Annotated in this window: 23 protein-coding genes; 17 read left to right on the top strand and 6 right to left on the bottom strand. The window is 72.9% G+C overall.

Annotated features, from left to right (window positions below; all coding sequences use genetic code 11):
- Window positions 1-109: 109 nt before the first annotated feature.
- The 5 genes from ACFOVU_RS24915 (at window position 110) to ACFOVU_RS24895 (ending at window position 6491) form a co-directional block, all read left to right on the top strand.
- Window positions 110-964 carry a sensor histidine kinase gene (locus tag ACFOVU_RS24915; protein ID WP_378537470.1) on the top strand — a complete coding sequence of 285 codons (855 nt, stop codon included), beginning with the start codon at window positions 110-112 and terminating at the stop codon, window positions 962-964.
- Window positions 961-1638 carry a response regulator gene (locus tag ACFOVU_RS24910; protein WP_378537469.1) on the top strand — a complete coding sequence of 226 codons (678 nt, stop codon included), beginning with the start codon at window positions 961-963 and terminating at the stop codon, window positions 1636-1638. Before ACFOVU_RS24915 ends, ACFOVU_RS24910 begins: the two co-directional genes overlap by 4 nt.
- Window positions 1639-2313: 675 nt before the next feature.
- A complete protein-coding gene (locus ACFOVU_RS24905; RefSeq protein ID WP_378537467.1) occupies window positions 2314-3459 on the top strand; it encodes a hypothetical protein in 1146 nt (381 codons plus the stop codon).
- 101 nt (window positions 3460-3560) lie between these two features.
- Entirely contained in the window at window positions 3561-4352 is a 792-nt protein-coding gene (locus ACFOVU_RS24900) for a DUF427 domain-containing protein (protein ID WP_378537465.1), read from the top strand.
- A 102-nt stretch (window positions 4353-4454) separates the two neighbouring features.
- Complete coding sequence (locus tag ACFOVU_RS24895) at window positions 4455-6491, top strand: ATP-dependent DNA helicase (protein ID WP_378537463.1); 2037 nt, start codon at window positions 4455-4457, stop codon at window positions 6489-6491.
- 61 nt (window positions 6492-6552) lie between these two features.
- Here ACFOVU_RS24895 and ACFOVU_RS24890 read toward each other — a convergent pair whose 3' ends face one another.
- The 3 genes from ACFOVU_RS24890 to ACFOVU_RS24880 all read right to left on the bottom strand — a co-directional run bounded on the left by ACFOVU_RS24890 (window position 6553) and on the right by ACFOVU_RS24880 (window position 9011).
- Window positions 6553-7077, bottom strand: a complete 525-nt coding sequence (locus tag ACFOVU_RS24890; protein WP_378537461.1) for a DUF6315 family protein — start codon at window positions 7075-7077, stop codon at window positions 6553-6555.
- Window positions 7078-7270: 193 nt separating this feature from the next.
- Window positions 7271-8464 carry an AI-2E family transporter gene (locus ACFOVU_RS24885; protein WP_378537459.1) on the bottom strand — a complete coding sequence of 398 codons (1194 nt, stop codon included), beginning with the start codon at window positions 8462-8464 and terminating at the stop codon, window positions 7271-7273.
- Window positions 8465-8663: 199 nt separating this feature from the next.
- Entirely contained in the window at window positions 8664-9011 is a 348-nt protein-coding gene (locus ACFOVU_RS24880) for a hypothetical protein (protein ID WP_378537458.1), read from the bottom strand.
- A 191-nt stretch (window positions 9012-9202) separates the two neighbouring features.
- Here ACFOVU_RS24880 and ACFOVU_RS24875 point away from each other — a divergent pair, with 191 nt between their 5' ends.
- Window positions 9203-10666, top strand: a complete 1464-nt coding sequence (locus ACFOVU_RS24875; protein WP_378537456.1) for a hypothetical protein — start codon at window positions 9203-9205, stop codon at window positions 10664-10666.
- A 37-nt stretch (window positions 10667-10703) separates the two neighbouring features.
- Here ACFOVU_RS24875 and ACFOVU_RS24870 read toward each other — a convergent pair whose 3' ends face one another.
- Window positions 10704-11468, bottom strand: coding sequence for a glutamate racemase (locus ACFOVU_RS24870; RefSeq protein WP_378537454.1), 765 nt, complete (start codon window positions 11466-11468; stop codon window positions 10704-10706).
- 247 nt (window positions 11469-11715) lie between these two features.
- Between ACFOVU_RS24870 and ACFOVU_RS24865 the strand changes: the two genes are divergently transcribed.
- The 9 genes from ACFOVU_RS24865 (at window position 11716) to ACFOVU_RS24825 (ending at window position 20960) form a co-directional block, all read left to right on the top strand.
- On the top strand, window positions 11716-13140 hold the full coding sequence (locus ACFOVU_RS24865) for an FAD-binding oxidoreductase (protein ID WP_378537452.1): 1425 nt from the start codon (window positions 11716-11718) through the stop codon (window positions 13138-13140).
- Window positions 13141-13191: 51 nt separating this feature from the next.
- Window positions 13192-14451, top strand: coding sequence for a class I SAM-dependent methyltransferase (locus ACFOVU_RS24860; protein ID WP_378537450.1), 1260 nt, complete (start codon window positions 13192-13194; stop codon window positions 14449-14451).
- 64 nt (window positions 14452-14515) lie between these two features.
- Complete coding sequence (locus ACFOVU_RS24855; protein WP_378537449.1) at window positions 14516-14965, top strand: hypothetical protein; 450 nt, start codon at window positions 14516-14518, stop codon at window positions 14963-14965.
- A gap of 104 nt (window positions 14966-15069) precedes the next feature.
- A complete protein-coding gene (locus ACFOVU_RS24850; RefSeq protein WP_378537447.1) occupies window positions 15070-16341 on the top strand; it encodes a cytochrome P450 in 1272 nt (423 codons plus the stop codon).
- Between the two features lie 149 nt (window positions 16342-16490).
- On the top strand, window positions 16491-17759 hold the full coding sequence (locus tag ACFOVU_RS24845; RefSeq protein ID WP_378537445.1) for a sugar ABC transporter substrate-binding protein: 1269 nt from the start codon (window positions 16491-16493) through the stop codon (window positions 17757-17759).
- A 3-nt stretch (window positions 17760-17762) separates the two neighbouring features.
- Window positions 17763-18737, top strand: coding sequence for a carbohydrate ABC transporter permease (locus ACFOVU_RS24840; RefSeq protein WP_378537443.1), 975 nt, complete (start codon window positions 17763-17765; stop codon window positions 18735-18737).
- Window positions 18734-19630 carry a carbohydrate ABC transporter permease gene (locus ACFOVU_RS24835; RefSeq protein ID WP_378537441.1) on the top strand — a complete coding sequence of 299 codons (897 nt, stop codon included), beginning with the start codon at window positions 18734-18736 and terminating at the stop codon, window positions 19628-19630. Before ACFOVU_RS24840 ends, ACFOVU_RS24835 begins: the two co-directional genes overlap by 4 nt.
- The gene (locus ACFOVU_RS24830; protein WP_378537440.1) at window positions 19627-20664 is read left to right on the top strand and encodes a glycoside hydrolase family 3 N-terminal domain-containing protein; all 1038 of its coding nucleotides are present in this window, start codon (window positions 19627-19629) and stop codon (window positions 20662-20664) included. Before ACFOVU_RS24835 ends, ACFOVU_RS24830 begins: the two co-directional genes overlap by 4 nt.
- Before the next feature lie 68 nt (window positions 20665-20732).
- Window positions 20733-20960: a hypothetical protein gene (locus ACFOVU_RS24825; protein WP_378537438.1), complete on the top strand. Its 228-nt coding sequence runs from the start codon at window positions 20733-20735 to the stop codon at window positions 20958-20960.
- Window positions 20961-20996: 36 nt separating this feature from the next.
- On the opposite strand, the gene ACFOVU_RS24820 is transcribed toward ACFOVU_RS24825, so the two are convergent.
- Together ACFOVU_RS24820 and ACFOVU_RS24815 are read right to left on the bottom strand one after the other, a co-directional pair.
- On the bottom strand, window positions 20997-22544 hold the full coding sequence (locus tag ACFOVU_RS24820) for a long-chain-fatty-acid--CoA ligase (RefSeq protein WP_378538206.1): 1548 nt from the start codon (window positions 22542-22544) through the stop codon (window positions 20997-20999).
- 85 nt (window positions 22545-22629) lie between these two features.
- The gene (locus ACFOVU_RS24815; RefSeq protein ID WP_378537436.1) at window positions 22630-23052 is read right to left on the bottom strand and encodes a DUF6406 domain-containing protein; all 423 of its coding nucleotides are present in this window, start codon (window positions 23050-23052) and stop codon (window positions 22630-22632) included.
- 224 nt (window positions 23053-23276) lie between these two features.
- Between ACFOVU_RS24815 and ACFOVU_RS24810 the strand changes: the two genes are divergently transcribed.
- Together ACFOVU_RS24810 and leuS are read left to right on the top strand one after the other, a co-directional pair.
- The gene (locus ACFOVU_RS24810; protein WP_378537434.1) at window positions 23277-23558 is read left to right on the top strand and encodes a hypothetical protein; all 282 of its coding nucleotides are present in this window, start codon (window positions 23277-23279) and stop codon (window positions 23556-23558) included.
- Between the two features lie 154 nt (window positions 23559-23712).
- Window positions 23713-26211 (top strand): leucine--tRNA ligase, encoded by a 2499-nt coding sequence (leuS, locus tag ACFOVU_RS24805; RefSeq protein WP_378537433.1) that lies wholly within the window; start codon window positions 23713-23715, stop codon window positions 26209-26211.
- The last annotated feature ends 3 nt before the right edge of the window (window positions 26212-26214 follow it).

Genomic DNA, 26214 nt, shown 5'->3' with positions numbered 1-26214 from the left:
GCGGCCGTGTGATCGGACCCCGGACCGGACATCGCGCGGCCCGCTCCGTCCCCGGTCTCTGCGACCCTGGTCCGATCCCGGCGGGCGCCCCGAAACCTAGACTCGGGGGATGCACACGGATCGGCCGACGTGGCGCTCGCGGGCCTGGGGCGTCGCCTTCGCGCTGCTCGCGCTCCTCGCGCTCACGCTCGCCACGGCCGGGATCGGCGATCCCACCCCCGTGGGCGCGGTGCTCGCGGTCACCGCCGCGACCACGGCGCTCGTCATCGCCGGGGCGGTCGCGCGCAGCCGCGCGCAGCGCCGCCGGTACGAGGACGAGCTCGCCGCGTGGGCCGCAGAGGGGGCGGCGCAGGCCGAGCGCCTGCGGATCGCCCGCGACCTGCACGACCTCGCCTCCCACGGCCTGGGCCTGATCACCGTCCGCGCCGCGGCCGCCCGCTCCGTCACCGGTCCCGGCGGCGACGCCGAGCGGGCCGGCGCGCTGGCCGACATCGAGGACACCAGCAGACAGACCACGACCGAGCTGCGCCGCATGCTCACCGTCCTGCGCACGCCCGGCCCCGCACCGCTGCGGCCCCCTGACACCCTCGACGACCTCCCGGCGATCGTGCGGGCGGCCAACGCCACCGGGCTGGCCGCCACCCTCGATGCCGGCGAGGTGGGCGACGTCTCGCCCGGCGTGCAGCTGGCCGTCTGCGCCGTCGTCCGCGAGGCCCTGAACAACACCCTCCGGCACGCCGGCCCCACGCGGGCGAGTGTCCGGGTCCGCCGCGACGGCGACACGATCGCCGTCGACGTCCGGGACGCCGGGCCCGGTTCCGGCCGGCGGGCGCACCCCGGAGCCGGGCACGGCATCAGCGGACTGCACGAGCGCGTCGCCGCCCTCGGCGGCACCCTGCACGCCGCTCCCGCCGGCGACGGGTGGAGCCTCGCCGCCCGCATCCCTGAGGGCGGCCGGCCATGAGCCCCGATCAGGCACGCGCCCCGATCCGGGTGCTCATCGCCGATGACCAGCCCCTCTTACGGCACAGCCTCGGCATCCTCATCGACGGCGCACCCGACCTCACCACCGTCGCCCAGGCCGGGACCGGCGGCGAGGCGGTGGAACGCGCCCGCGCGACGTCGCCGGACGTGATCCTCATGGACATCCGCATGCCCGGCGGCGACGGCATCGACGCGACCCGCCGCATCGCCGGCGACCCCGCTCTCGCCGGCAGCAGGGTGCTCGTCCTCAGCATGTTCGAGCTCGACGAGTACGTCTACGGCGCGCTGCGCGCCGGCGCCTCCGGCTTCCTCCTCAAGGACGCCCACCCCGACCAGTACCTCGACGCGATCCGCCGCACCCACGCCGGGGAGTCCCTGTTCGCCCCCTCGATCCTGACCCGCCTCATCGACCACTACATCAGCCGTCCGGTAGCGGCCCCCGTGCGACGGCCCGGCGTCCTCACCAACAGGGAGACCGAAGTACTCGGCCTGGTCGGACAGGGCCTGTCCAACGACGAGATCGCCACCGCCCTCACCATCTCCGTGAAGACGGTCAAGACCCACATCGGCAACCTCCTCGCCAAGCTCCACGCCCGCGACCGCGCGCACCTCGTCATCGCCGCCTACCGCAACGGCCTGGTGGCGCCCCGCTGACGGCGCCCGCGCCGGCCCGTGCCCGGCGGGCCGGCGCACCGTGGGCCTGAGCAGGCGGAGGCTTCCGCTCTGCGGACATTCCGTTACACTGGGACACGCGTTCGAGGGGCTGCGGCGCGGTCGGTAGCGCGCTTCTGCGGTGCGGAGGAGGTCCGGGGGTCCTCACCCCATGGCTTTCCCCGTTGGCCGCGGCGGTCGCCGCACCCGCGGTGGAGCCGGTCCCCGAGCCGTATCGAGGCAACCGGATCGCCCCGGCGCACCGGTACCCCCGCCCATCGCCCCACCCATGACACCGGAGCCGTGCGTCCGCGCCACCACCCCCTCGGCGGGGACACCGGCCGCCCGGACCACCAGGAGACCAGGGCCGGACCCGCCACCAGCACCGACCGGAACTGGCCGATTGTGGCCGAACGGGAACCGTTTCGGCGCGCGCTGCGTCCAATGTGGCCCGCTTCTCCGGAGAACTCGGTGACCTGCGTCTTCCGAACCCTCTCCGCCGCCCCGTCCGGGCGTTGTGCGAACGGGCCCCGGGCGCGCGGTCCTACGGTGACTGGGAGGCCGGGACGCCGCGCTGTAGGTTCGACAGTGGGTGCCTTCGGGCGTCCGATCGGACCATGACGAGATTCCCCCCAGGCGACGCGTCGCCAATGGTCTCCGATAGTGCAGAGGACAGCCGTGATTCCGAGTTCCCCCACCCGGTTCCGTCCCTCGACCCCGCCCCGGCGGATCATCTCCGGCGCCGCCGCCGGTCTCGCCGCAGCGGCACTGGCCAGTGCCCCGTTCGCCGCCGCGCCCGCCGTCGCCGACCCGGCGGCCCCCGGCTCCGGCCCCCACTCCGCGACCGCCCGCATGGCGACGGTCGAGTGGTGCGCCCAGGGCCCCATCGGCGATGCCGACACCGACCGCGACGGCGCCGAATCCACCGCTTCCTGGAGCGACGACCCCGACGGCGCCGCATCGGGCCGGCACTTCCCGGACGGCCCGCCCGCCGGCTACGGGGTCGCCGAGCGCGGCGACTCCTCGCTCTGGGCCGCCTCCGCGGTCCGCGACCTGCGCTTCGACCCGGCCTGCTCCGCTGCCGCAGCCGAGGGCGGCACCGTCGCCGATGCCTTCGGCGCCGAGCACCTGGTCGCCTTGGACTCCGCCGAGTCCACCGCGAGCTGGACCCGGGAAGAGGGCGCCGAGGCCGAGCTCGCCGTCCGCGGCCTGAGCATCCTCGGGGAGCCCGCCGACCTCGGCGACGGCGCCTACGAGGAGACCTTCACCCGGAGCTTGGACGACGGCACTACGGTGCTGCTCGCCGTCACCGCACAGCAGTACGCCGAAGCCGACGCGGCCGACCCCGGCGCCTCGGCGCCGGTCGGCGCCGGCTCCGCCGCCGACGCCTGGCTGGGGATCACCTTCCAGGTCACCGAGGTCGCCCCCGAGGACGGCACCACGCAGTACGCCGAGTACCGGCTCGACCTCGCCGCCGCCGGCGTGCGCACCAGCGGCGCGGACGAGCCCGGCCCCACCCCCTCGGGCGAGCCCCACGCGGCATCGCCCACCCCGCCGGAGTCCGACTCCGCCGAGCCGAGCCCGCCGGAGTCGACCGGCCCCACCCCCACACCCTCGCCCGTTCCGTCGCCGTCGGTTTCGGCCCCGCCGCCCGCCGGGTGGGCCCCGTCGGAGGTCCCCCAGTCCCGTGACGGCAGCCTGCCCGTGGCGGGGTCGGCGCTCGTGGGCCTCGTGGGAGCGGGGATCGCGGCCCTGGCGGGCGGCGCCACCGCGATCTACCTCGGCCGCGCGCGCAAGTCCGGGTTCGACGGCGACGACGTCTGAGCCCCCGGGTCCGCGCACCCGTCCCCGGACCGGCAGGTGAAGGCGCCATCGCAGGGGTAGTACCCCTGCGATGGCCGTTACCGACGGTGAAGGAGACGGGGATGTCACTGACCATGGGCGGCGGGCCGCTCGCCGCCGATGCGCCCTCGACCGTGAACTATGCGCTCGACGGGCCACGCCATGCGCTGTACATGAGCGCGTTCCCGCGGCGGGTGCGCGCCGAGCTGGCCGGCCTGGACGTGCTCGACTCCGATCGGGGCTACCTGGTGCACGAGACCCGGCTGCTGCCCCAGCTCTACGTGCCGACCGAGGACATACCGGCGGCGATGCTGGAGCCCAGCGACCACACCACCCACTGCCCCTTCAAGGGCGACGCCTCGTACTGGCACCTCAGAGCCGGCGACCGCGTGGTGGAGAACGCGGTGTGGGCCTACACCGACCCGATGCCGGAGTCGACCTGGCTGCGCGGCCTGTCGGCCATGTACATGTCGGCCGCCGACGCCTGGTTCGACGAGGAGGAGCCCATCGAGGGCCACCTGCGCGACCCGTTCCACCGGGTCGACACCCGCTTGTCGTCCAGCCTGGTGCGGGTCTCCTTGGGCGACCAGGTCATCGCCCTCAGCTCCGGGGCCTACGTGCTCTCCGAGACCGGCCTGCCCAACCGGTGGTACCTGCCGCCCGGCGACGTCCGCCGCGACCTGCTGGTGCCCAGCCACACCACCACGTTCTGCCCCTACAAGGGGCGGGCGTCCTACTGGACCCTGCGCGCGGGGGACCGCGAGATCCCCGACGTCGCCTGGTCCCTGCCCGCTCCGCTGAAGGACGGGCAGGACGTGCGCGACCACTTCTGCTTCCTCCACGACGAGCTGGAGATCACCGTCGAGCGCAAGTGACCGCGGGCCGGCGGCCGCCCGCCCCGCCACCGGCGGGGGGCGGCCGCCGCGGGTGTGGACGACGGCGCGCACCCGTCGTCACGGAGCGGTACTGTCGCATCCGTGGCTGAACTCCCCGACGTCGACACCCTGCTGGACACCGCCGTCCGCGCCCTGGGCGGAGCCCGGCGCGACGGCCAGCACGCCATGGCCCACGCGGTCGATTCCGCCGTCCGCGACAGCGAGCACCTCGTCGTGCAGGCGGGCACCGGCACCGGAAAATCGCTGGCCTACCTGGTCCCCGCCATCCGCCATGCCATGGCCGAGGACACCACCGTGGTGGTCTCCACCGCCACCATCGCCCTCCAGCGCCAGCTCATCGACCGCGACCTCCCGCGGCTGGCCGCGGCGCTGGGGCCGCTGCTCGGCCGCGAACCCACGTTCGCCATCCTCAAGGGGCGGCGCAACTACCTGTGCCGCCACCGGTTGCAGACCGCCGGCGACTCCGAACCCGATGAGGCCGAGCTGTTCGACCCCCGCCAGCTGTCCTCACTGGGGCGCCAGGTCAAACGGCTGCACGAGTGGGCCGACGACACCGTCACGGGCGACCGCGACGAACTCGTCCCCGGGGTGAGCGACCTCGCCTGGCGGCAGGTGTCGGTCTCGGCGAACGAGTGCGTGGGCGCATCGGCGTGCGCCTTCGGCCAGGAGTGCTTCGCCGAGCTGGCGCGCGCCGACTCCGGCGGGGCCGACATCGTCGTCACCAACCACGCCATGCTGGCCATCGGCGCGCTCCAGGGCTACCAGCTGCTGCCCGAGCACCGCACCCTCGTCGTCGACGAAGCCCACGAGCTCGTCGACCGGGTCACCTCGGTGGCCACGGGGGTGCTGGGCGAGCGCCCGGTGGGCATCGCCGCCAAGCGCGCCTCGCGGCTGTGCGAGGCCGGGCTGACCGAACGCCTCTCCGAGGCCGGCGAGGGCCTGGCGCTGATGTTCACCGACGCCGACCCCGGCCGCATCGACCACCTGCCCGACCCCCTGGCCACCGCGGTCGCGGCGGTCCGCGACTCCGCCCACGCCTGCCTCACCGCCGTGAAGTCCACCGGTGGCGGCGAGGCCGATCCCGACTCCGCCACCGGCCGCAAGCTGGCCGTGGCCGCGCTCGAAGAGGTCCACGACACCGCCGTGCGCGTCCTGGAGTCGTTCGAACCGGCGCTGCGCGACCGCCGCGATGTCGTGTGGCTGGCCAAGGGGCCCAAGCAGCCGCCGTCGCTGCACGTCGCCCCGCTGGGGGTGGGCGGGCTGCTGCGCGAGAAGCTGTTCGGCGACCGCACTGCGGTGCTGACCTCGGCCACCCTGTCGCTGGGCGGCTCCTTCACCTCGCTGGCGGTGCAGTGGGGCCTGGGCCGCGAGACCACCGGGCAGACCGAGGACGACCCCACCTCCGACGGCGAGCCCCGCTGGCGCGCCCTCGACGTCGGATCCCCGTTCGACCACGCGCGCAGCGGCATCCTCTACGTCGCCAAGCACCTGCCCACCCCCGGCCGCGACGGCCTCGACCCCCGCTACCTCGATGAGATCGCCGGGCTCATCGAGGCCGCCGGCGGGCGCACGCTGGGCCTGTTCTCGTCCATGCGGGCCGCCACCCAGGCCACCGAGGAGCTGCGCGACCGCCTCGACCTGCCCATCCTGTGCCAGGGCGACGACTCCACCGGGCGGCTGGTCGGCGAGTTCACCGACGACCAGTCCGCGTGCCTGTTCGGCACGCTGTCGCTATGGCAGGGGGTCGACGTCCCGGGGCCCTCGCTCCAGCTGGTCATCGTCGACCGCATCCCGTTTCCGCGGCCCGACGACCCCCTGGCCTCGGCGCGGCAGCGCGCGGTGGGGGCGCACGGCGGCAACGGCTTCATGGCGGTGGCGGCCACGCACGCGGCGCTGCTCTTGGCGCAGGGCACGGGGCGGCTGCTGCGGTCGATGGACGACCGCGGTGTGGTCGCGGTGCTCGATCCCCGGCTGGCCACCGCCCGCTACGGGGGGTTCCTGCGGTCGTCGCTGCCGCCCTACTGGGCCACCACCGACCCCGAGACCGCGCGAGCCGCGCTGCGCCGGCTCGCGGCGTCGGCCTCCGCGGAACCGCCGGCTGAGCCGGTGGCGGGGTGAGCCGTGGCCGAGAGCGCTTGAGCTAGAGGAGCGTGGCCAGAGGAACGGGTCGGGCGCCGGCTCAGCGGCGCACCCGGTAGCCGAACAGCCGGACCGCGTAGCCGGGGGAGTCGTCGTCCGACGGCTGGATGTACCAGCGGTCGTCGTGGTCGCCGATCGAGAGCTCGTTCCACATCAGGTCGATGAGCTTGAGCCGCGCCACCACCGACGCACCGGGGTCGAGCACGATCGCGTAGGAGTGGTCGGTGAGGCGCTGGGTGACCATGCCCACGGGCTGGCCGTCCCAGACCGCGGGGACCGGTGCGTGGCCGATGTCGATCCCGCACAGCCGCAGCTGCTCGATCTCCTCGTCAAGGGCTTCGGAGGCCAGGGCGTCGTCGAGCTTGAGCGCGTCCTCCAGCTCGTCGCGGTCGCGGTCGGCGCGCAGGTAGGCGTGGTAGGTGCGCTGGCCGCAGGGGCGGCACATCCGCCACACCACGCACCGCGCCAGCCCGTAGGCCGATTGCGCCTCGCCCACGCCGCGATAGGCGCTGACCTTGCGGCTCGCGCCGCACTCGCAGCAGAGAGCGGTGAGATCCTGCTTCATCCTTAGTCCCCCTCCCAGGCGAGTATGCGATGGCGACCCCCTGTTAGGGAACCGGTTCGCCGAAGGAGTTCCTACAAACTGTCGTCATCAATGGCCAAAAACGCGAACGCGCCGTACGCAGGGCCCTCCGGCACCTTCCCACCCGCCGTCCGCGTGGGGTAGGTTGCCCTCCCGCCTCCCAGGGAACCGGGGCTCACCGTCCGTCGGTGGCGGGCGCCGGATCGGCGGGGCCCGGCGGCTCCGCCGGGGGAGCGGGGTCCGCCGGGGGCGCGGCGGGCGGGCCGGCGGCGCCGGTGTGCGCACCGTGCGATTCGCGGTGCAGGGCGTCGTCATCGGCGGCGTCGAGCAGCGGGTGCTCGGCCACCTTGTAGCGGCGGATGTAGACGCTCAGGAACGCCTGGAGGCTCGCGCCCACCGGCAGGGCCAGCAGGGCGCCGGGCGCGTTGAGGATCGCCGCGCCGGCGATGACCGACCCGAACGCCACCGCCGGGTGCATGTCCAGGGTGCGGGCGGTGATGCGCGGCTGGAGCAGGTAGTTCTCGAACTGCTGGTAGAGCGTGATGAAGATGAGCATCCACACGGCCGGCCAGGGGCCCTGCATGAGCGCCACCAGGACCGGTAGCGCCCCGCCGATGTAGGTCCCTACGGTGGGGATGAACTGCGAGAGCACGCCCACCCACAGGGCCAGCGCGAAGGCGTAGTGGACGTCCAGAACCGCCAGCGCCACGTAGTGCGCCACGGTCGCGATGAGGGCCAGCAGGGCGCGCGAGTAGATGTAGCCGCCGGTCTTGCTGATCGCGATCTCCCAGGCGCGCAGCACCTCGCGCTGGGTCCGGGGCGGCAGCACCGAGCAGATGGTGCGGCGGAACCGCGGGCCGTCGGCGGTCAGGTAGTAGGTGAACAACGCGACGGTCAGCCCGTTGAACAGCAGCACAAGCAGGGTGGTCCCGGCACCCCAGGCGTTCTCGGCGACGCTGGAGGCGTACTGGTCGATCAGACCCGTGGCGTCGGTGATCTCGCTCAGCAGGGTGTTGGGGGAGAACTGGGTGTGGAACGTTGAGTTCACCCAGCTCAGCAGCCCCCGGCTCATGGCCGGCACCTGGTTGACGAACTCCAGCACCTGGCCGACCAGCATCGAGCCCAGCACCGAGAAGAACAGCACCACGATGGCCAGCCCGGTGAGCATCACCGTGCCGGTGGCCACGCCCCGCGGCCACCGGTGCTGGTTCAGCCAGTTGACGGCCGGCTCCAGGGCCAGCGCCAGGAACAGGGAGATCAGCAGGAGCACGAGCAGGCTGCGCAGCTGGAGGAACAGCCACCCGGCCACGCCGAAGGCGATCACCGTCCACACGGCGAGCAACATCGCCTTGGGGAGCCATGCCGGCATGCCGTTCCTGCTGGGCGCGCTCATACGAGGTCGCGACTTCCCTTCCGCCCGTGTCCTCGGTTTGTTCGCCATCGGGGCGGTAGCGCTCCCGTTGCGTTCAATGCGTCATTGCGACTGTATAGCCGGTCGGGGGGCACGAAGGTAAGCCGCGACGAGGGGCGCCGCCTCGAGGAGACCGGCGGCCGAGCGGGAAGCACCCTCAGTCGTCGAGGGACAGGCCACGCTTGTTGCGCGCGGTCCATTCGCGCATGCGCTTGGGGTAGCCCACGATCTGGACGTCGTACACCGGCGCCCGGAGGTCGCGGGCGACCCGGCGGATGACGTCGGGCGAGCCCACCCGGCGCCGGATCCACTCGCCGTCGGTGGCCACGGCGACCGCGGTGGTGCTGGTGGCGAAGGTCTCGGGTTCGACGAAGAACTCCACGCCGATCCTGCTCTTGGTGAAGTCGATAAGGGCCTTGAGGTCGGAGTCCTCGGCCGCGCGGTCGAAGCGCGCCTTGCCGCGCCGCTTGGCCTTGCGCAGGCCGAACCGGTCTCTCCATCCCATAGGTGTCGTGCTCCCGTCAGTGCCGACCGGTGCCGCCGCGCCCGTGCCGTCTCGGATCGTGGTCGTGAACGTGTGCCGGTCCCCCTGAAACAAGTCTATCGGCCCGCGCGGACACGGGACTTTTCGGATTTCGGTCACGCCAGAGTGATCGCTCTGCTACTTTCAGTGCGCACCGACGAGGGGGATAGCTGATGAGTGTGTGGACGTGGCTGGCCGAGACAACCCGGGACCTGCGCGAATGCGGGCACGCCGAGCTCGCCGACGCCGTCGCGCGCCTGCCTCAGCTCGCCGCCGACGGCGACGCCGCCCGCATCGCCACCCTGCTCCCGATCGCCCGCCGCGCGGCCCGCGACGCCGGAACCCCGCCCTGGCTGCCGGCCTTCCTCGACCACTGGCCCGTGGCCGCGCGGGTGGGCGACCGCGCCGAGGGGACCATCGCGCTCCCCGATGCGCTGGCCCAGCTCGACAACGCCCACCCCGATTCCGGCCACGCCGGATGCCCGCCCGCGGTGTGCGCGGCCGAGAACGCGCTCGCCTGCTACGCCACGATCGACGGCCCCGGCTACGTCGTCGACCGCGCCGCCCTGCTGACCATTGCCCGGGCGCACACGCGCCCCGGCCACCCGGCGTTTCCCGCCCTCGCACTCGCCCACGCCGACACCCTCGTCGACGACGACCGTCCCGACGAAGCCGTGGCCGAACTCGACGCCCGCGCCGCCGACGTCCGCGCCGCCGGCGGCCGGGTGGGCATCGACTACGCCTTCGGCTACGTGCGCGCCCTGCGGCACCAGGACCGCCACGCCGATGCGCTCGACGCGCTCGGCCGGATCGAGGCCGCCGGAACGGCGCCCTGGCCCTCCGGCCCGGTCCGCTCGGCGGCGCTGCGCCGGATCCGCGCCGAGCGCGCCCGGCTGCTCGCCTGGCTCTCCCGCACGGGGCGGTGCCCGGTCGTCGACGCCGTCGACGCCCTGCCCGACCTGCGCGACGCCGACGCCCACCCCGCGCTGCGCCCGGCCTGGGTCGAGGCGGCCGAGCACCTGGCCGCGCAGGGGGCGCTGCGCAACGACTGGCGGCTCGGCGTCACGCTGACCACCTGGTCGCGCTACTGCGAACGCGTCGGCGCGCACCGGCCCTGCCTGGAGATCTCGCTGAGCGCGGCCCGGCTGGCCGCCGCCCGCGGCGCCCGCTGGGTGGCCGAGAGCGCCGTGCTGCGCGCCGAGCGCGCGCTGACCCGGGTCCGCCGGGTCGACGACCCCGCGGGCGACCTCGCCGAGGCCCGCGCGGCGGTGCGGGCGGTGCCGCCGGTGGTCCTCCCGGTCCCGGCGGCCGACCTCCTCGCGCTCCTGCGCACCGAGCCGCCCGAACAGGTCGACCCCGAACGGCAGGCCGACCTCGTGGTCGCCGCGCTGCCGTACCGGCCCGACGACGCCTCGCTGCTCAACGCGCTGGGCCAGGTGGGCCGCACGCTGATGCTCACCGACGTCGCCGCCGAGCCGCAGTGGCGGCACGTGCGCCGGATGCCCGGCGACCAGAAGGCGGCGCTGTCGCTGCTGGAGACGCTGCTCTACGACAACGACACCGCCGGGGTGCGGACCCTGGTCCGCACCCTCACCGACGCCGCCCTGATCACGCCCGAACCCGCGCGGGTGCACTAGTGCGCCAACGGCTGGGAGCGTGCCGGTGCCGTTCCGGCTAGAGCAGGGCGGTGCCCGCGGGGTAGGTGAGTGCGGCTTTGGGCAGGTCGGCGGGGCGGCCGCTGGCCAGGACCGTCAGTGTGCCGGTCCGCGCCAGGCCCGGGGCCGGGTCGATGCCCATCCGGCGCAGCGCCTGCGCGGCCACCGCGCCGGCGGCAGTGAACAGTTCCGCGCGGTGGCCCAGAGCGGCCGAGATCTCGTCGCCGATCAGGTCGTAGTGGGTGCAGCCCAGGACCACCGCCGTCACATCGGCGGGGGTGCGCTCCACCGCATAGGCGACCGCCGCGGCGACGGCGCCGGGATCGGCCGACTCCACGGCCTCGGCCATGCCCACACAGGCGACCTGGGCCACCGCGACGTCCGGGGCGAAGCGTTCGACCAGGTCGCGCTGGTAGCGGCTGCGGGTGGTGGCGGCGGTGGACCACACCGCGACCGGCCCGCCGCCGGCCGCCGCCGGCTTGATGGGGGGGACCGTGCCGACGACCGGGATCGCCGGCTCGAACTCCGCGCGCAGCGCGGTGAGGCCGTGGACGGAGGCGGTGTTGCAGGGCACCACGACGGCGTCGACACCGGGCCCGCGGGTGGCGGCTGCGGCCCTGGCCCCGGCCAGGGCGCGCCCGATGACGTCCTCGGGGGCGCGGGGACCCCACGGCATGTGGTCGGGGTCCATGGACAGGATCAGGTCGGCGTCGGGGCGCGCGGCGCGCAGCGCCGCGGCGGTGGACAGCATCCCGATCCCGGAGTCGACGAGGGCTATGCGCACGTCAGCCGATCCTATGCCGGTTTGCGCCGCGAAAAGCCATGGCTACCCGGCCGTGTCGGGACGAGAATGGGACCCGCCGCGTGCACGGACGGGATTCCCGCCCGGCCGGGTGATATGCGGAACACCCGAAACGGGGATGCGCCGGTGGGTATTACCGGCAAGTAGGAATAGGCTGTGCGACGGCCGTGCCCGGTGGGGTCCGGGCCGGCGGGACGAACGATGGCGCCACGGCGCCGGAGCGGGTGAGATGCGGGTGAACGTGAGCCGTCAGCCTTCCCAGCGAGACTTCGCCGAGCACGTCGGGGCCGTCCAGCGGCTGCGGCGGGACTACGCCGCGCTTCCCGCGGACGCCCCGGTGCGCCTGGCCAAACCGACCTCCAACCTGTTCCGGTTCCGCGAGCCCTCCGGCGCCCCCCGGCTGGACGTGAGCGCGTTCGCGTCGGTGCTGGCGGTCGACCCCGTCGAACGGGTCGCCGAGGTCGGCGGCATGACCACCTATGAGGACCTGGTCGCCGCCACGCTGGCGCACGGCCTGATGCCGCTGGTGGTGCCCCAGCTGCGCACCATCACCCTCGGCGGCGCCGTCACCGGGCTGGGCATCGAGTCCTCCTCCTTCCGCAACGGGCTGCCGCACGAGTCCGTTCAGGAGATCGAGATCCTCACCGGCTCCGGCGAGACCGTCGTGGCCCGCCGCGACAACGAGCACAGCGACCTCTTCCACGGGTTCCCCAACTCCTACGGCACCCTTGGCTACAGCCTGCGGCTGCGCATCGAACTGGAGCCGGTCACGCCCTACGTGCACCTGCGCCACCTGCGCTTCGGCTCCGGCGTCGAGGCCATGGACGCCTTCTCCCGGATCTGCGCCGACGGCGAGCACGATGGGGAGCGGGTGGACTTCGTCGACGGCGTCGCGTTCGGGCCCGGCGAGCTGTACGTCACCCTGGCCTCCTTCGTCGACTCCGCCCCCTGGACCAGCGACTACACGGGCAACGACGTCTACTACCGGTCGATCCCCCGCTACGCGGGCACCGGCCCGGGCGACTACCTGACGATCCACGACTACCTGTGGCGCTGGGACACCGACTGGTTCTGGTGCTCGAGCGCCTTCGGCGTGCAGCACCCCGCGGTGCGCCGCCTGTGGCCCCGCTCCCTGAAGCGCTCCGACGTCTACCGCAAGCTCGTCGCGCTGGACCGCCGCACCGATTTCAGCCGGCTGCTCGACCACTACCGGGGCCGCCCCCAGCAGGAACCGCTCATCCAGGACATCGAGGTCGGCGTCGACCGGGGGGCGGAGTTCCTCGACTTCTTCCACTCCGAGATCCGGATGAGCCCGGTGTGGATGTGCCCGCTGCGGCTGCGCGAGAAGGGCGAGCCGGGAGCGGGCCACGTGTGGCCGCTCTACCCGCTGGAGCAGGACCGGCTCTACGTGAACTTCGGGTTCTGGGGCCGGGTCCCCATGGTCCCGGGGCAGCGGAGGGCCCACCACAACCGGCTGGTCGAGGAGGAGGTCTCCCGGCTGGAGGGCCACAAGTCGCTGTACTCCGACGCCTTCTACACGGAGGAGGAGTTCTGGCGGCTGTACAACGGCGAGGGCTACCGGCGGCTCAAGCACGCCTACGACCCCCAGGGGCGGCTCCTCGACCTTTACGCCAAATGCGTTGGCAACAGGTGACACGCCGGCCCACCGGGGCAGTGGGCGACGTGCGGCGAGAAGGGAACGACCATGCGGCTAGCGGAGATCTTCGAACGCGTCGTCGGCAGCGACGCCCCCGTTCGGTTCCGCGCCTATGACGGGAGCACCGCAGGGGATCCGGGCAGCGACACCACGATCGTCGTCCGGACCCCCGTGGCGCTCAACTATTTGGCCCAGTCGCCCAACGAGATGGGGCTGACCCGGGCCTACGTCTCCGGGCACATCGACCTCGAAGGCGACATGTACACCGCGCTCAAGGCGATGTCGCAGTTCGCCCTGGGCGACAGGGTGCGGCCCTCCGCCCTGGACCTCGCCCGCATCGCCAAGGGCATCGGCTGGGTGAAGTTCGTCAACCGCGTCCCGCCGCCCCCGCAGGAGGTGCGCCGCGGCCGGATGCTGGGCCTGGGAACACGCCACTCCAAGGGGCGCGACGCCGAGGCGATCCACCACCACTACGACGTCTCCAACGCCTTCTACGAGATGGTCCTGGGGCCGTCGATGACCTACACCTGCGCGGTCTTCGCCGAGCAGGACACCGACCTGGAGCAGGCCCAGGCCGACAAGTACGACCTGATCGCCCGCAAGCTCGACCTGCGCCCGGGCATGCGGCTGCTGGACGTCGGCTGCGGGTGGGGCGGGATGGTCCGCCACGCCGCACGCGAGTACGGCGTCAAGGCCCTCGGGGTCACGCTCTCCAAGGAGCAGGCGGAATGGGCGAGCAAGCGCATCGCCCAGGAGGGGCTGACCGGCCTCGCCGAGGTCCGGCACATGGACTACCGCGACGTCCCCGACGGCATCTACGACCGGATCAGCTCCATCGGGCTGACAGAGCACATCGGGGCGCGCAACCTGGCCGGCTACTTCAGCGGGCTGCACGCCAAGCTCAAGCCGGGCGGCAGACTCCTCAACCACTGCATCACCCGGCCGCGCAACGACCTGCCGCCGCTCAACCCGCGCGGGGTCATCTACCGCTACGTCTTCCCCGACGGCGAGCTGGAGGGCCCCGGCCGCATCCAGACCGAGATGAACGACGCGGGCTTCGAGATCCGCCACCAGGAGAACCTGCGCGAGCACTACGCGCTGACCCTCCGGCACTGGTGCGCCAACCTCGACGCCAACTGGGACGCCGCGGTCGCCGAGGTCGGCGAGGGGACCGCCCGCGTGTGGCGGCTCTACATGGCCGGCTGCGTGCTCGGGTTCGAGATGAACGTCGTCCAGCTCCACCAGATCCTCGGGGTCAAGCTCGACGGCACCGACTCCCATATGCCCCTGCGCCCCGACTTCGGCTGAATCGACCCGGGGCGCGGCCGCAATCCGATCGCCGGTCGCGCCCCACCCCGGGCATGATGGGGGCATGCCTGGAACCGCAGACAACGAGCACGTCAAGCAGCGCGCCATCTCGCTCGTCGACGCCTATGTGCGCAAGGACGCCGACGCCCTCGCCCATGAGGCCGACGCGATCGGCGGCGACATCGACCCGGTCGCCTCCGAGCTGAAGGTCTTCGCCTCCTTCCTGACCCGCCGCGTGCAGGAGACCGGGGTGGTGTGGAAGCCCGCCGACTCCCGCGAGGCCGTGGCCGCCGCGGTCGCCGACCTGCTCCCGCCGGAGGTGGAGTTCGCGGTGGTCACGGCGTGGGAGGCGTACTCCGTGGGCGAGGAGGAGATCGCCGAGCACTACACCAACGGCGACCCCATGGTCCGGGTGCACATGCTCGCGGCGTTCTGCGCCGCCATCGGCACGGCGGTCTACAAGCCGGCGGAGCTGATCGTCACGCTGCGCATCGCCACGGGGCTGGCCGACTGAGAACGTGACGCCGTATCCACAGACCGTGACCGCTTCCTTGACCTGTCCGACGTACCTGTAAAGAGTGGAGGGGCAGCACCCACGCGACGGAAGGGGCTCCCCTCATGGCCGCCTCCACACCCGCCGGCGCCGGCGACGCCGATGACCTCGCCGGCATCGACCTCGCCGACACCGCGTTCTGGGCCCGGCCGCCCCAGGAGCGTCACGCGGCCTTCGCCCGGCTGCGCCGCCGACCGCCGGTGTTCTTCGCCGAGGCCGACATCGGCCCGATCCCCGCGGGCCCGGGCTTCCACGCCCTGGTCCGCCACGCCGACGTGGTGGAGGCCAGCCGCACCCCGCAGGTGTTCTCCTCCCGCCCCACCGCGATCTCCATCCCCGACATGCCCGAGGAGTTCGGCGAGTTCTTCGGCTCGATGATCGGGCTCGACGACCCCCGCCACGCGCGGCTGCGCCGGATCGTGTCCCGCGGCTTCACCCCCCGCATGCTGGCCAAGCTCGAAGACGACGTCCAGCGGCTGGCCGAGCAGATCGTCGACGACCTCGTGCGCACCGGGCCCTGCGACTTCGTCGCCGAGGTCGCGGCCCGGCTCCCGCTCGACGTCATCTGCGAGATGATGGGCGTCCCCGCCGACCGGCGCGCCATGGTCTTCGAGAACGCGTCGGTGATCCTGGCCGGCAGCGACCCCGACTACCTCGGCCACGACATCGACGCCGCGCTCACCCGGCTGCTCACGGCGGGCGGCGACCTCGCCGCGCTGCTGGGCGAGCTCGCCGCTGAGCGGCGGGCGGCCCCCACCGCCGACCTCACCTCCGCGCTGGTCGCCGCCGACCTCGACGGCGAGTCGCTCACCGACCGCGAACTGGGGTCGTTCTTCATCCTGCTGACGGTCGCCGGGAGCGAGACCACGCGCAACGCCATCAGCCACGGCCTGGAGCTGCTGACCCGCCACCCCGAACAGCGCGACCTATGGTGGTCGGACTTCGAGGCGCACGCCGGCACCGCGGTCGAGGAGATCGTCCGCCACTCCTCGCCGGTGATCTGGATGCGGCGCACCCTCACCCGCGACCACGTGATGAACGGCCACCACTACCGCGCCGGGGACAAGGCCGTGCTGTACTACGCCTCCGCCAACCGCGACGAAGCCGTCTTCGCCGATCCCGGCGCCTTCGACATCACCCGCAGCCCCAACCCGCACCTGGGGTTCGGCGGGCCCGGCCCGCACTTCTGCCTGGGCGCGCACCTGGCCCGCCGCGAGATCCGGGTGATGTTCCGCGAGCTCCACCGGCGGGTGCCCGGGATCCGCTCCACGGCCTCGCCCGAGCGCCTGCTCTCGAACTTTGTGAACGGAATCAAATCGATGCCGTGTGCCTTCTGACGGCGACCTCGCGCATCGGTAGCGTGACGGTCGGCGGCGGAATCGCGGCGATCCGCAGGACACTGCTGCGGTTTACTTCACAGTCAACCGGTTTTTGCGTAAGTTTCTTACCTACCCCCCGGGGATCGTGAATGGACGGGAGAACGCCGATGGCACGCACGCAGCCCCTGCCCGTCGCCGCGCTGGTCGCGACCCTTACTCTGGTCGCCACCTCCTGTGGCAGCGGCGCCGGCGAGGGCGACGCCCTCGAAGTCTGGATCATGGAGGGCACCAACCCCGACGCCACGGCGTACTTCGACGACATCGGCGAGCAGTTCACCCAGGAGACCGGGGTGGACGTCAACGTCGAGTTCGTGCCGTGGGCCGACGCCCATGAGCGGTTCGTGACCGCCATGGCCGGCGGCACCGCGCCCGACGTCGCCGAAGTCGGCACCACCTGGACGCCGGAGTTCGCCGACGCCGGCGGGCTGGTCGACCTCACCGAGCGCGTGGGCGACACCGAGGCCTACGCCGCCGGGCTCGCCGAGGCCGGCACCGTCGACGGCGCCCTGTACGGCCTGCCCTGGTACGCCGGGGTGCGGTCGATCCTCTACCGCACCGACGTGTTCGAGGAGCTCGGCCTCGAACCGCCCACCACCTGGGAGGAGCTGCGCGACGCGGCCGTCACCATCTCCGAGGAGCGCGACGACCTGATCGCGTTCCCCGTGGCGGGCGACGCCGAGTACTCGGTGCTGCCGTTCGTGTGGGGCGCCGGCGGCGAGATCGCCGAGCAGGGCGCCGACGGCACCTGGACCTCCGGGCTCGACAGCGCCGAGGCGCGCGAGGGCATCTCCTTCTACACCGACCTCGCGCTGGAGGACGACGTCTCCTCGACGGGCGCGACCACCTGGAAGGAGACCAACCTCCAAGAGGAGTTCATCGCCGGCAACGTCGCCATGACGATCGCCGGGAGCTGGACCCCCAAGGCGATCCTCGAGGAGGCGCCGGACCTTGAGGGCAACATCGCCGCCGTCCCGATCCCCGGGCCCGACGGCGGCTACAGCCCCTCGTTCCTCGGCGGCTCGCACCTGGCGGTGTTCACCGGGACCCCGGACGAAGACCTCGCGTGGAGCTACCTGGAGACCCTCACCAGCACCGAGAACGCCGCCCGCTGGTCGGAGGAGACCACCTACTTCCCCGGCCGCCAGGAGCAGATCCAGCCCTATACCGAGTCCGACGACCCGCTGGTGCAGCCGTTCGCGGTGCAGATGAGCGAGGCCGGCAAGGGCGTCCCGGCCAGCCAGAACTACGGCCGCGTCCAGGGCGAGATGGTGGTGCAGACCATGGTGCAGGCCATCCTGAACGAAAGGGCCTCGGTCGACGACGCCACCACGACCGCGGCCGAGGACATCGAGTCGATCCTGAACGAGGACACCTAGCACGTGAGCGGTTCCGTTCTCACGCGGCCGGCCACTCCGGTGGCCGGCCGCCCGCCCACCCGCCGTCGCCGCCTCACCGCGGCCGGGCGCCGCCGGCTGCTTCCGTGGGTGCTGCTGGCCCCGGCGCTGCTGGTCATCGGCGTCCTGCTGCTGTACCCGCTGTTGCGGGTCGTCCTGCTGTCGTTCCAGGACTACGGGCTGCGCAACGTCGTCTCCGGCGAATCGAACTACACGGGGCTCGACAACTATGCCCGGCTGTTCGCCGACGGCTACCTGTGGCGGGTCGCGCTGCCCAACACCGTGTTCTTCGCGGTCGTGGCGGTCGGCGGCACGGTCGTGTTCGGCACGCTGGTCGCGCTGCTGCTGCGCACGCTCCGGCCGCTGACGCGGGCCGCGGTGGCCGGGTGCATCCTGGTCGCCTGGGCGATGCCCGCCGTCACCGGGACCTACGTGTGGGTGTGGATCTTCGACGTCGACCGCGGCATCGTCCGCGAGGGGCTCCAGGCCCTCGGTGCGATCGGGCCCGAGGGGTTCAACTGGTTCACCGAGCGGCTGCCGTTCTACGGGATCGTGGCGCTCAACGTCATCCACCACGGGTTCCCCTTCGTGACCGTGACGGTCCTCGCGGGGCTGCTCACGGTGCCCCGGGAACTCTACGAGGCCGCGATGATCGACGGCGCGGGCGCCTGGCACCGGTTCTGGAACGTCACGGTGCCGACCCTGCGCCCGGTGTTCGCCGTGGTCACCATCCTGTCGACCATCTGGGACTTCAAGGTGTTCGCGCAGGTCTACCTGATGCCCGGCGGGTCGGGGTCCAACCCGGACCTGCTCAACTTCGGCGTGTGGTCCTACGTGCGCTCCTTCGGGCGCCAGGAGTACGGGATGGGGTCGGCCATCGCGGTCCTGCTGACCCTCATGCTCATCGCCATCACCATCGTCTACCTGCGGGCCCTGTTCCGCGATGAGGAGCTCAAGTGAGCGCGACGCCGGCGACCGAGCGGGCCCCGGCCGCGGCCCCGTCCCCGGCCGCTCCGCGACGGGGCGGGGGGCGCCGGTGGCGCCCGGCGGCGCTGGCCCGGGCGGCGGCGGTCGCCGGGGTGCTCGTGTTCACGCTGTTCCCCGCCTACTTCATGCTCGTCACCGCGTTCTCCGGCGAGACCACCACCGGCAGCGAGTCGCTGCTGCCCGCGTCGGTGACCCTGGAGAACTTCCGCTACGTCCTGGTCGAGGCCGGGTTCCTCACCTACCTGGGCAATTCGCTGGTGGTGGCGCTGGTGACCGTGGTGGGCAGCAGCCTGGTGGCGCTGCTCGCGGCGGTGGCGGTGGCCCGGTTCCGGTTCCGGCTGCGCACCACGATGCTGGTGATGCTGCTCATCGTGCAGATGGTCCCGCTGGAGGCGCTGGTCATCCCGCTGTTCCTCCAGGTGCGCGACCTCCAGATGCTCAACACGCTGCTGGGCCTGAGCATCGTCTACATCGCGCTGGCGCTGCCGTTCGCCGTGTGGATGCTGCGCGGGTTCGTCGCGGCCATCCCCCAGGAGGTCGAGGAGGCCGCCTACATCGACGGCGCGTCCTGGCCGCGGATGTTCTGGTCGGTGCTGCTGCCGCTGACGGCGCCGGGCCTGGTGGCCACCGGCATCTTCTCGTTCATCACGGCGTGGAACGAGTTCATCCTCGCCCTGACCTTCCTGAACGAGGGCGAGAAGTACACCGTGGCGGTGGGCCTGCGCCAGTTCTACGGCCAGTACACCACCGACTGGCCCTCGGTCATGGCGGCGTCCACGATCATCACCCTGCCGGTCATGGTGTTCTTCCTGCTCGTGCAGCGCGGGCTGGTCTCGGGGCTGGTCCACGGGGCGGTGAAGGGGTGAGCGCGGCGCGGCGCGACCCCGCCGTCCGGCGCATGGCGCACACCGTGCTCATGCCCGGCTTCCGCGGGACCGGCGTCCCGCCGTGGCTGGAGCGCGCCATCGCCGACGACGGCCTGGGCTCGGTGCTGTACTTCGCCCCCAACCTCGCCGACGACCCGGCGGGGCTCTCCGCGCGGCTGCACGCTCTGCGCCCGGACCTGCTCGTGGCCTCCGACGAAGAGGGCGGCCGCGTCACCCGGCTGCACGCCGCCACCGGCTCGCCCTACCCCGCGCACGGCGAACTGGGGGCGGCCGGCGACCTCGCGCGCACCCGCGACACCGCCGAGGCCATGGGCCGCGACCTGCGGGCGGCGGGCATCGACGCCGCCATCGCGCCGGTCGTGGACGTCAACGTCGACCCCGCCAACCCGGTGATCGGGCCGCGGGCCTTCGGCGCCGTGCCCGCGGACGTCGCCGCCCACGGCGCCGCCTTCATCGCCGGCCTGCGCGCGGCGGGCGTGGCCTCGGCCGCCAAGCACTTCCCCGGGCACGGCGACACCCGCACCGACTCCCACATCGACCTGCCCGTCATCGACATCGGCACCGCGACCCTGCGCGCACGCGAGCTGGTGCCCTTCGCCGCGGCCGTCGACGCCGGCGTCGACATGGTGATGGCCGGCCACATCCGCATCCCCGCGCTCGACTCCGCGCCGGCCAGCGTGTCCCCGCGCGCCTACGCGCTGCTCCGCGACGAGCTGGGCTTCGGCGGGGTGGCCCTCACCGACGCCCTGGACATGCGCGGGCTGGCCCGCCACACCGGGGCCGCCACCGTGATCGAGGGCGCCGCGCGGGGGGCGGTGGCCGCGCTCGCGGCAGGCGCCGACCTGCTGTGCCTGGGCAACCCCTATACGGCGGCCGTGGACGACGAGGCGATGTTCACCGCCGTGCGCGACCGGGTGCTCGAAGGGGTGGAAAAGGGCTCGGTCCCCGTGGCGCGCCTCGCCGAGGCGGCAGCCCGGGTCGAGCGGCTGCTCGCGGCGCGCACCCGGACTTGACCGCCGGCCCCGGGACGGGGAGGGTGGCCCCGCGAGCCGACGCCCGCACCGACCGGGGGAGGGGCGAGATGACGCCGGAGTCCGAAGAGCACCCCATCGAGCCCGACGCCCCCTGGCCGCGGAGCCCGACCACCGTCGCCATCCGCTGCAACGCCTGCATGGACCTGCGGTTCTTCGCCGACCGGCACGCCGACCACCTCGACGACTACAGCCCCGGCCCGCACTGCAAGACCTGCGGCAAGCGGATCGAGTTCCGGTGCACCGCCTGCGACTCCCAGTGGCGCCCGCTGTCGTGACCGGCGGCGGGCGGGCCGCCCGCCGCCGGCCCCTGGTCAGCGCAGCTCGCGCTTGAGGATCTTGCCGGTCGCGGTCATCGGCAGCGCGTCGCGGAACTCCACCCGGCGCGGGTACTTGTAGGCGGCCAGCCGCTCCTTGCCCCAGGCCACGAGCTCCTCCTCGGTGAGCGAGGAGCCCTCCTCCCGGATGACGAAGGCCGTGATCTCCTCGCCGTGGGTGTCGTGCGGGACGCCCACCACGGCCGCCAGGCTGACATCGGGGTGGGTCATCAGCACCTCCTCCAGCTCCCGCGGGTACACGTTGTAGCCGCCGCGGATGATCAGGTCCTTGGAGCGGTCGACGATGAAGTAGAAGCCCTCGTCGTCGCGCCGGGCGATGTCGCCGGTGCGGAACCAGCCGTCGCGGATCACCTGCGCCGTGGCGTCGGGGCGGCCGTGGTAGCCCTTCATCACGCAGTGGCCGCGCACCGCGATCTCGCCCGGGCCCTCGCCCTCGATGTCGGTGAAGTCGGCGTCGACGAGCTTCATCTCGACCCCCCAGATCGGCCCGCCGATCGAGCCGGTCTTGGCCTTGACCTTGGGGTTGTTGAAGGCCACCACCGGCGAGGTCTCGGAGAGCCCGTAGCCCTCCAGGATCTCCACGCCGAACCGCTCGTGGACGTTGCGGGCCAGCTCCGCGGGCAGAGCCGAGCCGCCGGAGACCGCGGTGACCAGGTGGGCGGTGATGGCGTCGATGTCGTGCGCGCCCTTGGCGCCGAGCAGCCCCCAGTACATGGTGGGGACCCCGGCGAAGAGGGTCACGTGCTCCTGCTCCATGAGCCGCAGCGTCTCGTCGGCGTCGAAGCGCGGTTGCAGGACGAGGGTCGCGTGGCGGTACAGGCCGAGGTTCATCATCGTGGTCTGGCCGAAGATGTGGAACAGGGGCAGGACGTTGAGGAACACGTCGTGGCCGGCGGGGGAGCGGTCGAAGAGGGTGTCGCAGGCGACGGCGTTGAACAGCAGGTTGTTGTGGCTCAGCTCGGCGCCCTTGGGGGTGCCGGTGGTGCCGCTGGTGTAGATGACGACCGCGGTGTCGTCGGCCTCGGTGCGCACCGGGGAGAAGGCGCCGGGCAGGCCGTCGAGCGCCGCCCACAGGGTCTCGGCGCCCTCGATCGCCGACTCGGTTGCGCCCGCTGTGGCGGGCAGGTCGATGTAGGTCCGGCAGGAGTCGACCTGTGTGAAGGCGGCGTGGGCGCGCTCGCCCAGGGGGAGGTCGGGGGTGCCGGTGAACGCGAACAGCGCGGTCGCCCCGGAGTCCTCCAGGTGGAAGGCGATCTCGCGCGCGGTCAGCAGGATGTTCAGGGGCACCACGACCGCGCCCGCCTTGAGGGCGCCGAAGTACACGAACGGGAAGTAGGGCACGTTCGGGCTGGCCAGCGCGACCCGGTCGCCCGGGCGCACGCCGCGCTCCACCAGCAGGTTGGCGACCTGGTTCGCGATCATGTCGGTCAGCGCGTAGCTGAGGCGCAGGTCCCCGAAGACGAGGCAGTCGCGCTCGGGGGTGGTCCGGGCGCCGTCCTCCAGCAGAACGGACAGGTTCAGCATCGCGCCTCCCGCGGCGGTGGCAGTGGTCCAGGTCACTGTTCTACCGCACGGTAACAACCGGGCGGGAACGGGGTGGGCCGCCGGGCTACCCGTCGCCGCGAGTCAGGGTGACGCTGCCGGGCCGGGACGCGGAGTCGCTGATGCCGATCTCGGAGACGCGCCAGGGCTCCCCGGCGATGTCGAGGGTCTCGCCCAGGCTGAGGGTGTGCTCGGTGCCGCCGCCCCCCTCGCCGACGCTGATGACCACGGCCGGGTCGTCGCCGTCCTGGTGGCCCGCCATCCGCAGGGTCGTGGCATGGTCCGTGCCGGCGCCCACCTCGACCGGGACCCCCTCGGTCAGCTGGAGGCGGTCGTCGTCGGGCCCCAGTACCGGTGCCGGCGCGGCGCTCTGCGCGGCGTCGGGCTCCGTCCCGCCGCCGCACGCGGCGGAGCCGAACGCGAGGACGAGCCCCAGGGTGGCGAGGGACACCACCCGGGCGATACGGCGGGCACCATCGAACGTCGTCATGTGTGAGCGAATCTCCATCACAGGGGGGTAGGGGGGAGGGGCACAGCACCGCGCACAGGCGGCGCGCGCCCCGCTGCATTGTCCCACCGGCGCACCCGCCCGAGTCCCGCATGCACCGGGGCGCCCGCGCCCGCGTGGATGCCCGCCGGGTGGGAATGACGACACCGACGGGCCCGCCCGGGCGCACCGGACGGGCCGCACCCCCCGACACAAGGAGGCCGTCCATGCCGTGGTGGATCTGGGCCGGAGCCGTACTCATCCTGGCCGTGGGCCTCTTCATCATCTGGCGCTTGGTGCGCCTGACCGAGAAGCCGCCGACCTACTTCCGGGACGGCCTCGCCGGCCCTGACGCCGATCCCGAGCTCAAGGACAGGGCACAGCGCACCCCCTTGGTCGAGGGGTATCAGGTGCGCTACCGGCGCCGCCCCAAGCGCGACCGCGACGGCTCGGCGCGCCGGAAGGACGCGGCGAGGGCGGTGAAACGCTCCTCCTACCGGAGGAAATGAACGTCCGTCGCGAGCGGGGTCCGCGCTAACCTGGAAGCCCAGACACCCGGCTGCCGGAGCCGCCGCACCCCGTGCCGTTCGCGCAGGGGTAGCGGCCACCAGCACTCCCAGCCGCAATGTGCCCTTGTGCGACCCGGTAGAGGACGACCCAGCGATGACAGCGGTAGATGGAGACCAGGCGACGAGCGAGTCCTATGACGCCCGCGCCCTCCAGGAGAAGTGGCAGGCGCGGTGGGCGAAGGAGAACCCCTTCGTCGCGAGCGAGGACCCGGCCGACGGCCGTGCGCGCAGCTACGTCGTCGACATGTTCGCCTACCCCTCCGGCGACCTCCACATGGGCCACGCCGAGGTCTACGCCATCGGCGACGTCATCGCGCGCTACCGCTTCCAGCAGGGCGACAACGTCCTGCACCCCATCGGCTGGGACTCCTTCGGGCTCCCCGCCGAGAACGCCGCCATCCGCAACGACAGCCACCCCGCCGCCTGGACCTACGCCAACATCGAGACCCAGGCGGAGTCGTTCCGGCGCTATGGCATCTCGGTCGACTGGTCGCGTCGGCTGCACACCAGCGACCCCGAGTACTACCGCTGGAACCAGTGGCTGTTCCTGCGCTTCTTCGACCGCGGCCTGGCCTACCGCAAGGACGGCCTGGTCAACTGGTGCCCCAAGGACCAGACCGTGCTCGCCAACGAGCAGGTGGTCCAGGGCCGGTGTGAGCGCTGCCACACCGAGGTCGTGCGCCGGACCCTCAACCAGTGGTACTTCCGGATCACCGACTACGCCGAGCGGCTGCTCGACGACATGGCGCAGATCGACGGCGGCCGCTGGCCCGACGAGATCCTGACCATGCAGCGCAACTGGATCGGCCGCTCCCAGGGCGCCGACGTCCGGTTCGCCATCGAGGGCCGCGACGAACCCGTCACCGTCTTCACCACCCGCCCCGACACCCTCTACGGCGCCACGTTCTTCGTGGTCGCGGCCGACGCCGTGCTGGCCGACGAGCTGTGCGCGCCGGAGCAGCGGGCGGAGTTCGAGGCCTACCGGTCGGAGGTCGCCAAGCTCAGCGACATCGAGCGGCAGTCCACCGAGCGGCCCAAGACCGGCGTCTTCCTGGGCCGCCACGCGATCAACCCGGTCAACGGCGAGCGCATCCCGGTGTGGGCGGCCGACTACGTCCTGGCCGACTACGGCCACGGCGCGATCATGGCTGTGCCCGCCCACGACCAGCGCGACCTGGACTTCGCCCGCGCGTTCGGGCTGCCGGTGCGGGTGGTCGTCGAGACCGGCGAGGCCGACCCGGCCCAGAGCGGGGTGGCCACCGCGGGCGAGGGCGTCCTGGTCAACTCCGGGCCCCTCGACGGCCTGACCAAGGGCGACGCGATCCCCCGGATCATCGAGATCCTGGCCGGGCGCGGCACCGGCGAGGGCACGGTCAACTACCGCCTGCGCGACTGGCTGCTGTCCCGCCAGCGCTTCTGGGGCACGCCGATCCCCATCATCCACTGCCCCGAGTGCGGCGAGGTCGCCGTCCCCGACGACCAGCTGCCGGTGCGGCTGCCCGACGACATGAAGGGCGCCGACCTCGCGCCCAAGGGGGTCTCCCCGCTGGCGGCGGCCACCGAATGGGTGAACGTCGACTGCCCGAAGTGCGGCGGGCCCGCCACCCGCGACACCGACACGATGGACACCTTCGTCGACTCCTCGTGGTACTTCCTGCGCTACTGCTCGCCGCACTTCGACTCCGCGCCGTTCGACCCCGACAAGGTCGCCATGTGGGGCCCGGTCGACCAGTACATCGGCGGCAAGGAGCACGCCACCCTCCACCTGCTCTACTCCCGGTTCGTCACCAAGGTTCTTTACGACATGGGCATGGTCGGCTTCACCGAGCCGTTCTCCCGCCTGCTCAACCAGGGCCAGGTCATCAACGGCGGCAAGGCGATGTCGAAGTCGCTGGGCAACGGCGTCGACCTCGGGGCCGAGATCGACCGCTACGGCGTCGACGCCGTCCGGCTCACCATGATCTTCGCCGGGCCGCCCGAGGACGACATCGACTGGGCCGACGTCTCCCCGGCGGCGTCGCTGAAGTTCCTGAACCGCGCGTACCGCGTCATGGCGCAGGCCGGCGCCGCGTCGGTCCCCGGGACCGACCCCGCGGGCGGCGACCCCGAGCTGCGCAAGGCCACCCACCGGACCATCGACAAGGTGACCGCGGCCGTCGAGGCGCACCGCTTCAACGTCGCCATCGCCCGGGTCATGGAGCTGGTGAGCGCCACGCGGCGGACCATCGACTCCGGGCCGGGGGCGGCCGACCCCGCGGTGCGCGAGGCCGCCGAGACCATCGCCGTCACGCTGTCGCTGGTCGCGCCCTACCTCGCCGAGGAGGGCTGGGAGCTGCTGGGGCACACGGGTTCGGTGGCCGTCGGAAACTGGCGCACCGCCGACCCCGAGCTGCTGGTCACCGAGTCCGTCACGTGCGTGGTCCAGGTCGCCAGCAAGGTCCGCGACAAGCTCGACGTGGCCCCCGACATCTCCGAGGAGGAGCTGGAACGCCTGGCCCTGGCCTCCGAGAAGGTCCAGGGCTTCATCGGCGGCAAGCAGATCCGCCGGGTCGTGGTGCGCGCCCCCAAGCTCGTCAACATCGTGGTGGGCTGAGCC

The organism is Nocardiopsis sediminis (genome assembly GCF_042650565.1).
Classification (GTDB): Bacteria; Actinomycetota; Actinomycetes; order Streptosporangiales; family Streptosporangiaceae; genus Nocardiopsis_B; species Nocardiopsis_B sediminis.
This window is presented reverse-complemented; position numbering and strand designations above follow the sequence as displayed.

What these genes read in the sequence shown, in the direction of transcription:
- ACFOVU_RS24915 (WP_378537470.1), top strand. Translation starts at nt 110, where the DNA reads ATGCACACGGATCGGCCGACGTGGCGCTCGCGGGCCTGGGGCGTCGCC.
- ACFOVU_RS24910 (WP_378537469.1), top strand. Translation starts at nt 961, where the DNA reads ATGAGCCCCGATCAGGCACGCGCCCCGATCCGGGTGCTCATCGCCGAT.
- ACFOVU_RS24900 (WP_378537465.1), top strand. Translation starts at nt 3,561, where the DNA reads ATGTCACTGACCATGGGCGGCGGGCCGCTCGCCGCCGATGCGCCCTCG.
- ACFOVU_RS24890 (WP_378537461.1), bottom strand. Translation starts at nt 7,077, where the DNA reads ATGAAGCAGGATCTCACCGCTCTCTGCTGCGAGTGCGGCGCGAGCCGC.
- ACFOVU_RS24885 (WP_378537459.1), bottom strand. Translation starts at nt 8,464, where the DNA reads ATGCCGGCATGGCTCCCCAAGGCGATGTTGCTCGCCGTGTGGACGGTG.
- ACFOVU_RS24880 (WP_378537458.1), bottom strand. Translation starts at nt 9,011, where the DNA reads ATGGGATGGAGAGACCGGTTCGGCCTGCGCAAGGCCAAGCGGCGCGGC.
- ACFOVU_RS24875 (WP_378537456.1), top strand. Translation starts at nt 9,203, where the DNA reads ATGAGTGTGTGGACGTGGCTGGCCGAGACAACCCGGGACCTGCGCGAA.
- ACFOVU_RS24865 (WP_378537452.1), top strand. Translation starts at nt 11,716, where the DNA reads ATGCGGGTGAACGTGAGCCGTCAGCCTTCCCAGCGAGACTTCGCCGAG.
- ACFOVU_RS24860 (WP_378537450.1), top strand. Translation starts at nt 13,192, where the DNA reads ATGCGGCTAGCGGAGATCTTCGAACGCGTCGTCGGCAGCGACGCCCCC.
- ACFOVU_RS24855 (WP_378537449.1), top strand. Translation starts at nt 14,516, where the DNA reads ATGCCTGGAACCGCAGACAACGAGCACGTCAAGCAGCGCGCCATCTCG.
- ACFOVU_RS24850 (WP_378537447.1), top strand. Translation starts at nt 15,070, where the DNA reads ATGGCCGCCTCCACACCCGCCGGCGCCGGCGACGCCGATGACCTCGCC.
- ACFOVU_RS24845 (WP_378537445.1), top strand. Translation starts at nt 16,491, where the DNA reads ATGGCACGCACGCAGCCCCTGCCCGTCGCCGCGCTGGTCGCGACCCTT.
- ACFOVU_RS24825 (WP_378537438.1), top strand. Translation starts at nt 20,733, where the DNA reads ATGACGCCGGAGTCCGAAGAGCACCCCATCGAGCCCGACGCCCCCTGG.
- ACFOVU_RS24820 (WP_378538206.1), bottom strand. Translation starts at nt 22,544, where the DNA reads ATGCTGAACCTGTCCGTTCTGCTGGAGGACGGCGCCCGGACCACCCCC.
- ACFOVU_RS24815 (WP_378537436.1), bottom strand. Translation starts at nt 23,052, where the DNA reads ATGACGACGTTCGATGGTGCCCGCCGTATCGCCCGGGTGGTGTCCCTC.
- ACFOVU_RS24810 (WP_378537434.1), top strand. Translation starts at nt 23,277, where the DNA reads ATGCCGTGGTGGATCTGGGCCGGAGCCGTACTCATCCTGGCCGTGGGC.
- leuS (WP_378537433.1), top strand. Translation starts at nt 23,713, where the DNA reads ATGACAGCGGTAGATGGAGACCAGGCGACGAGCGAGTCCTATGACGCC.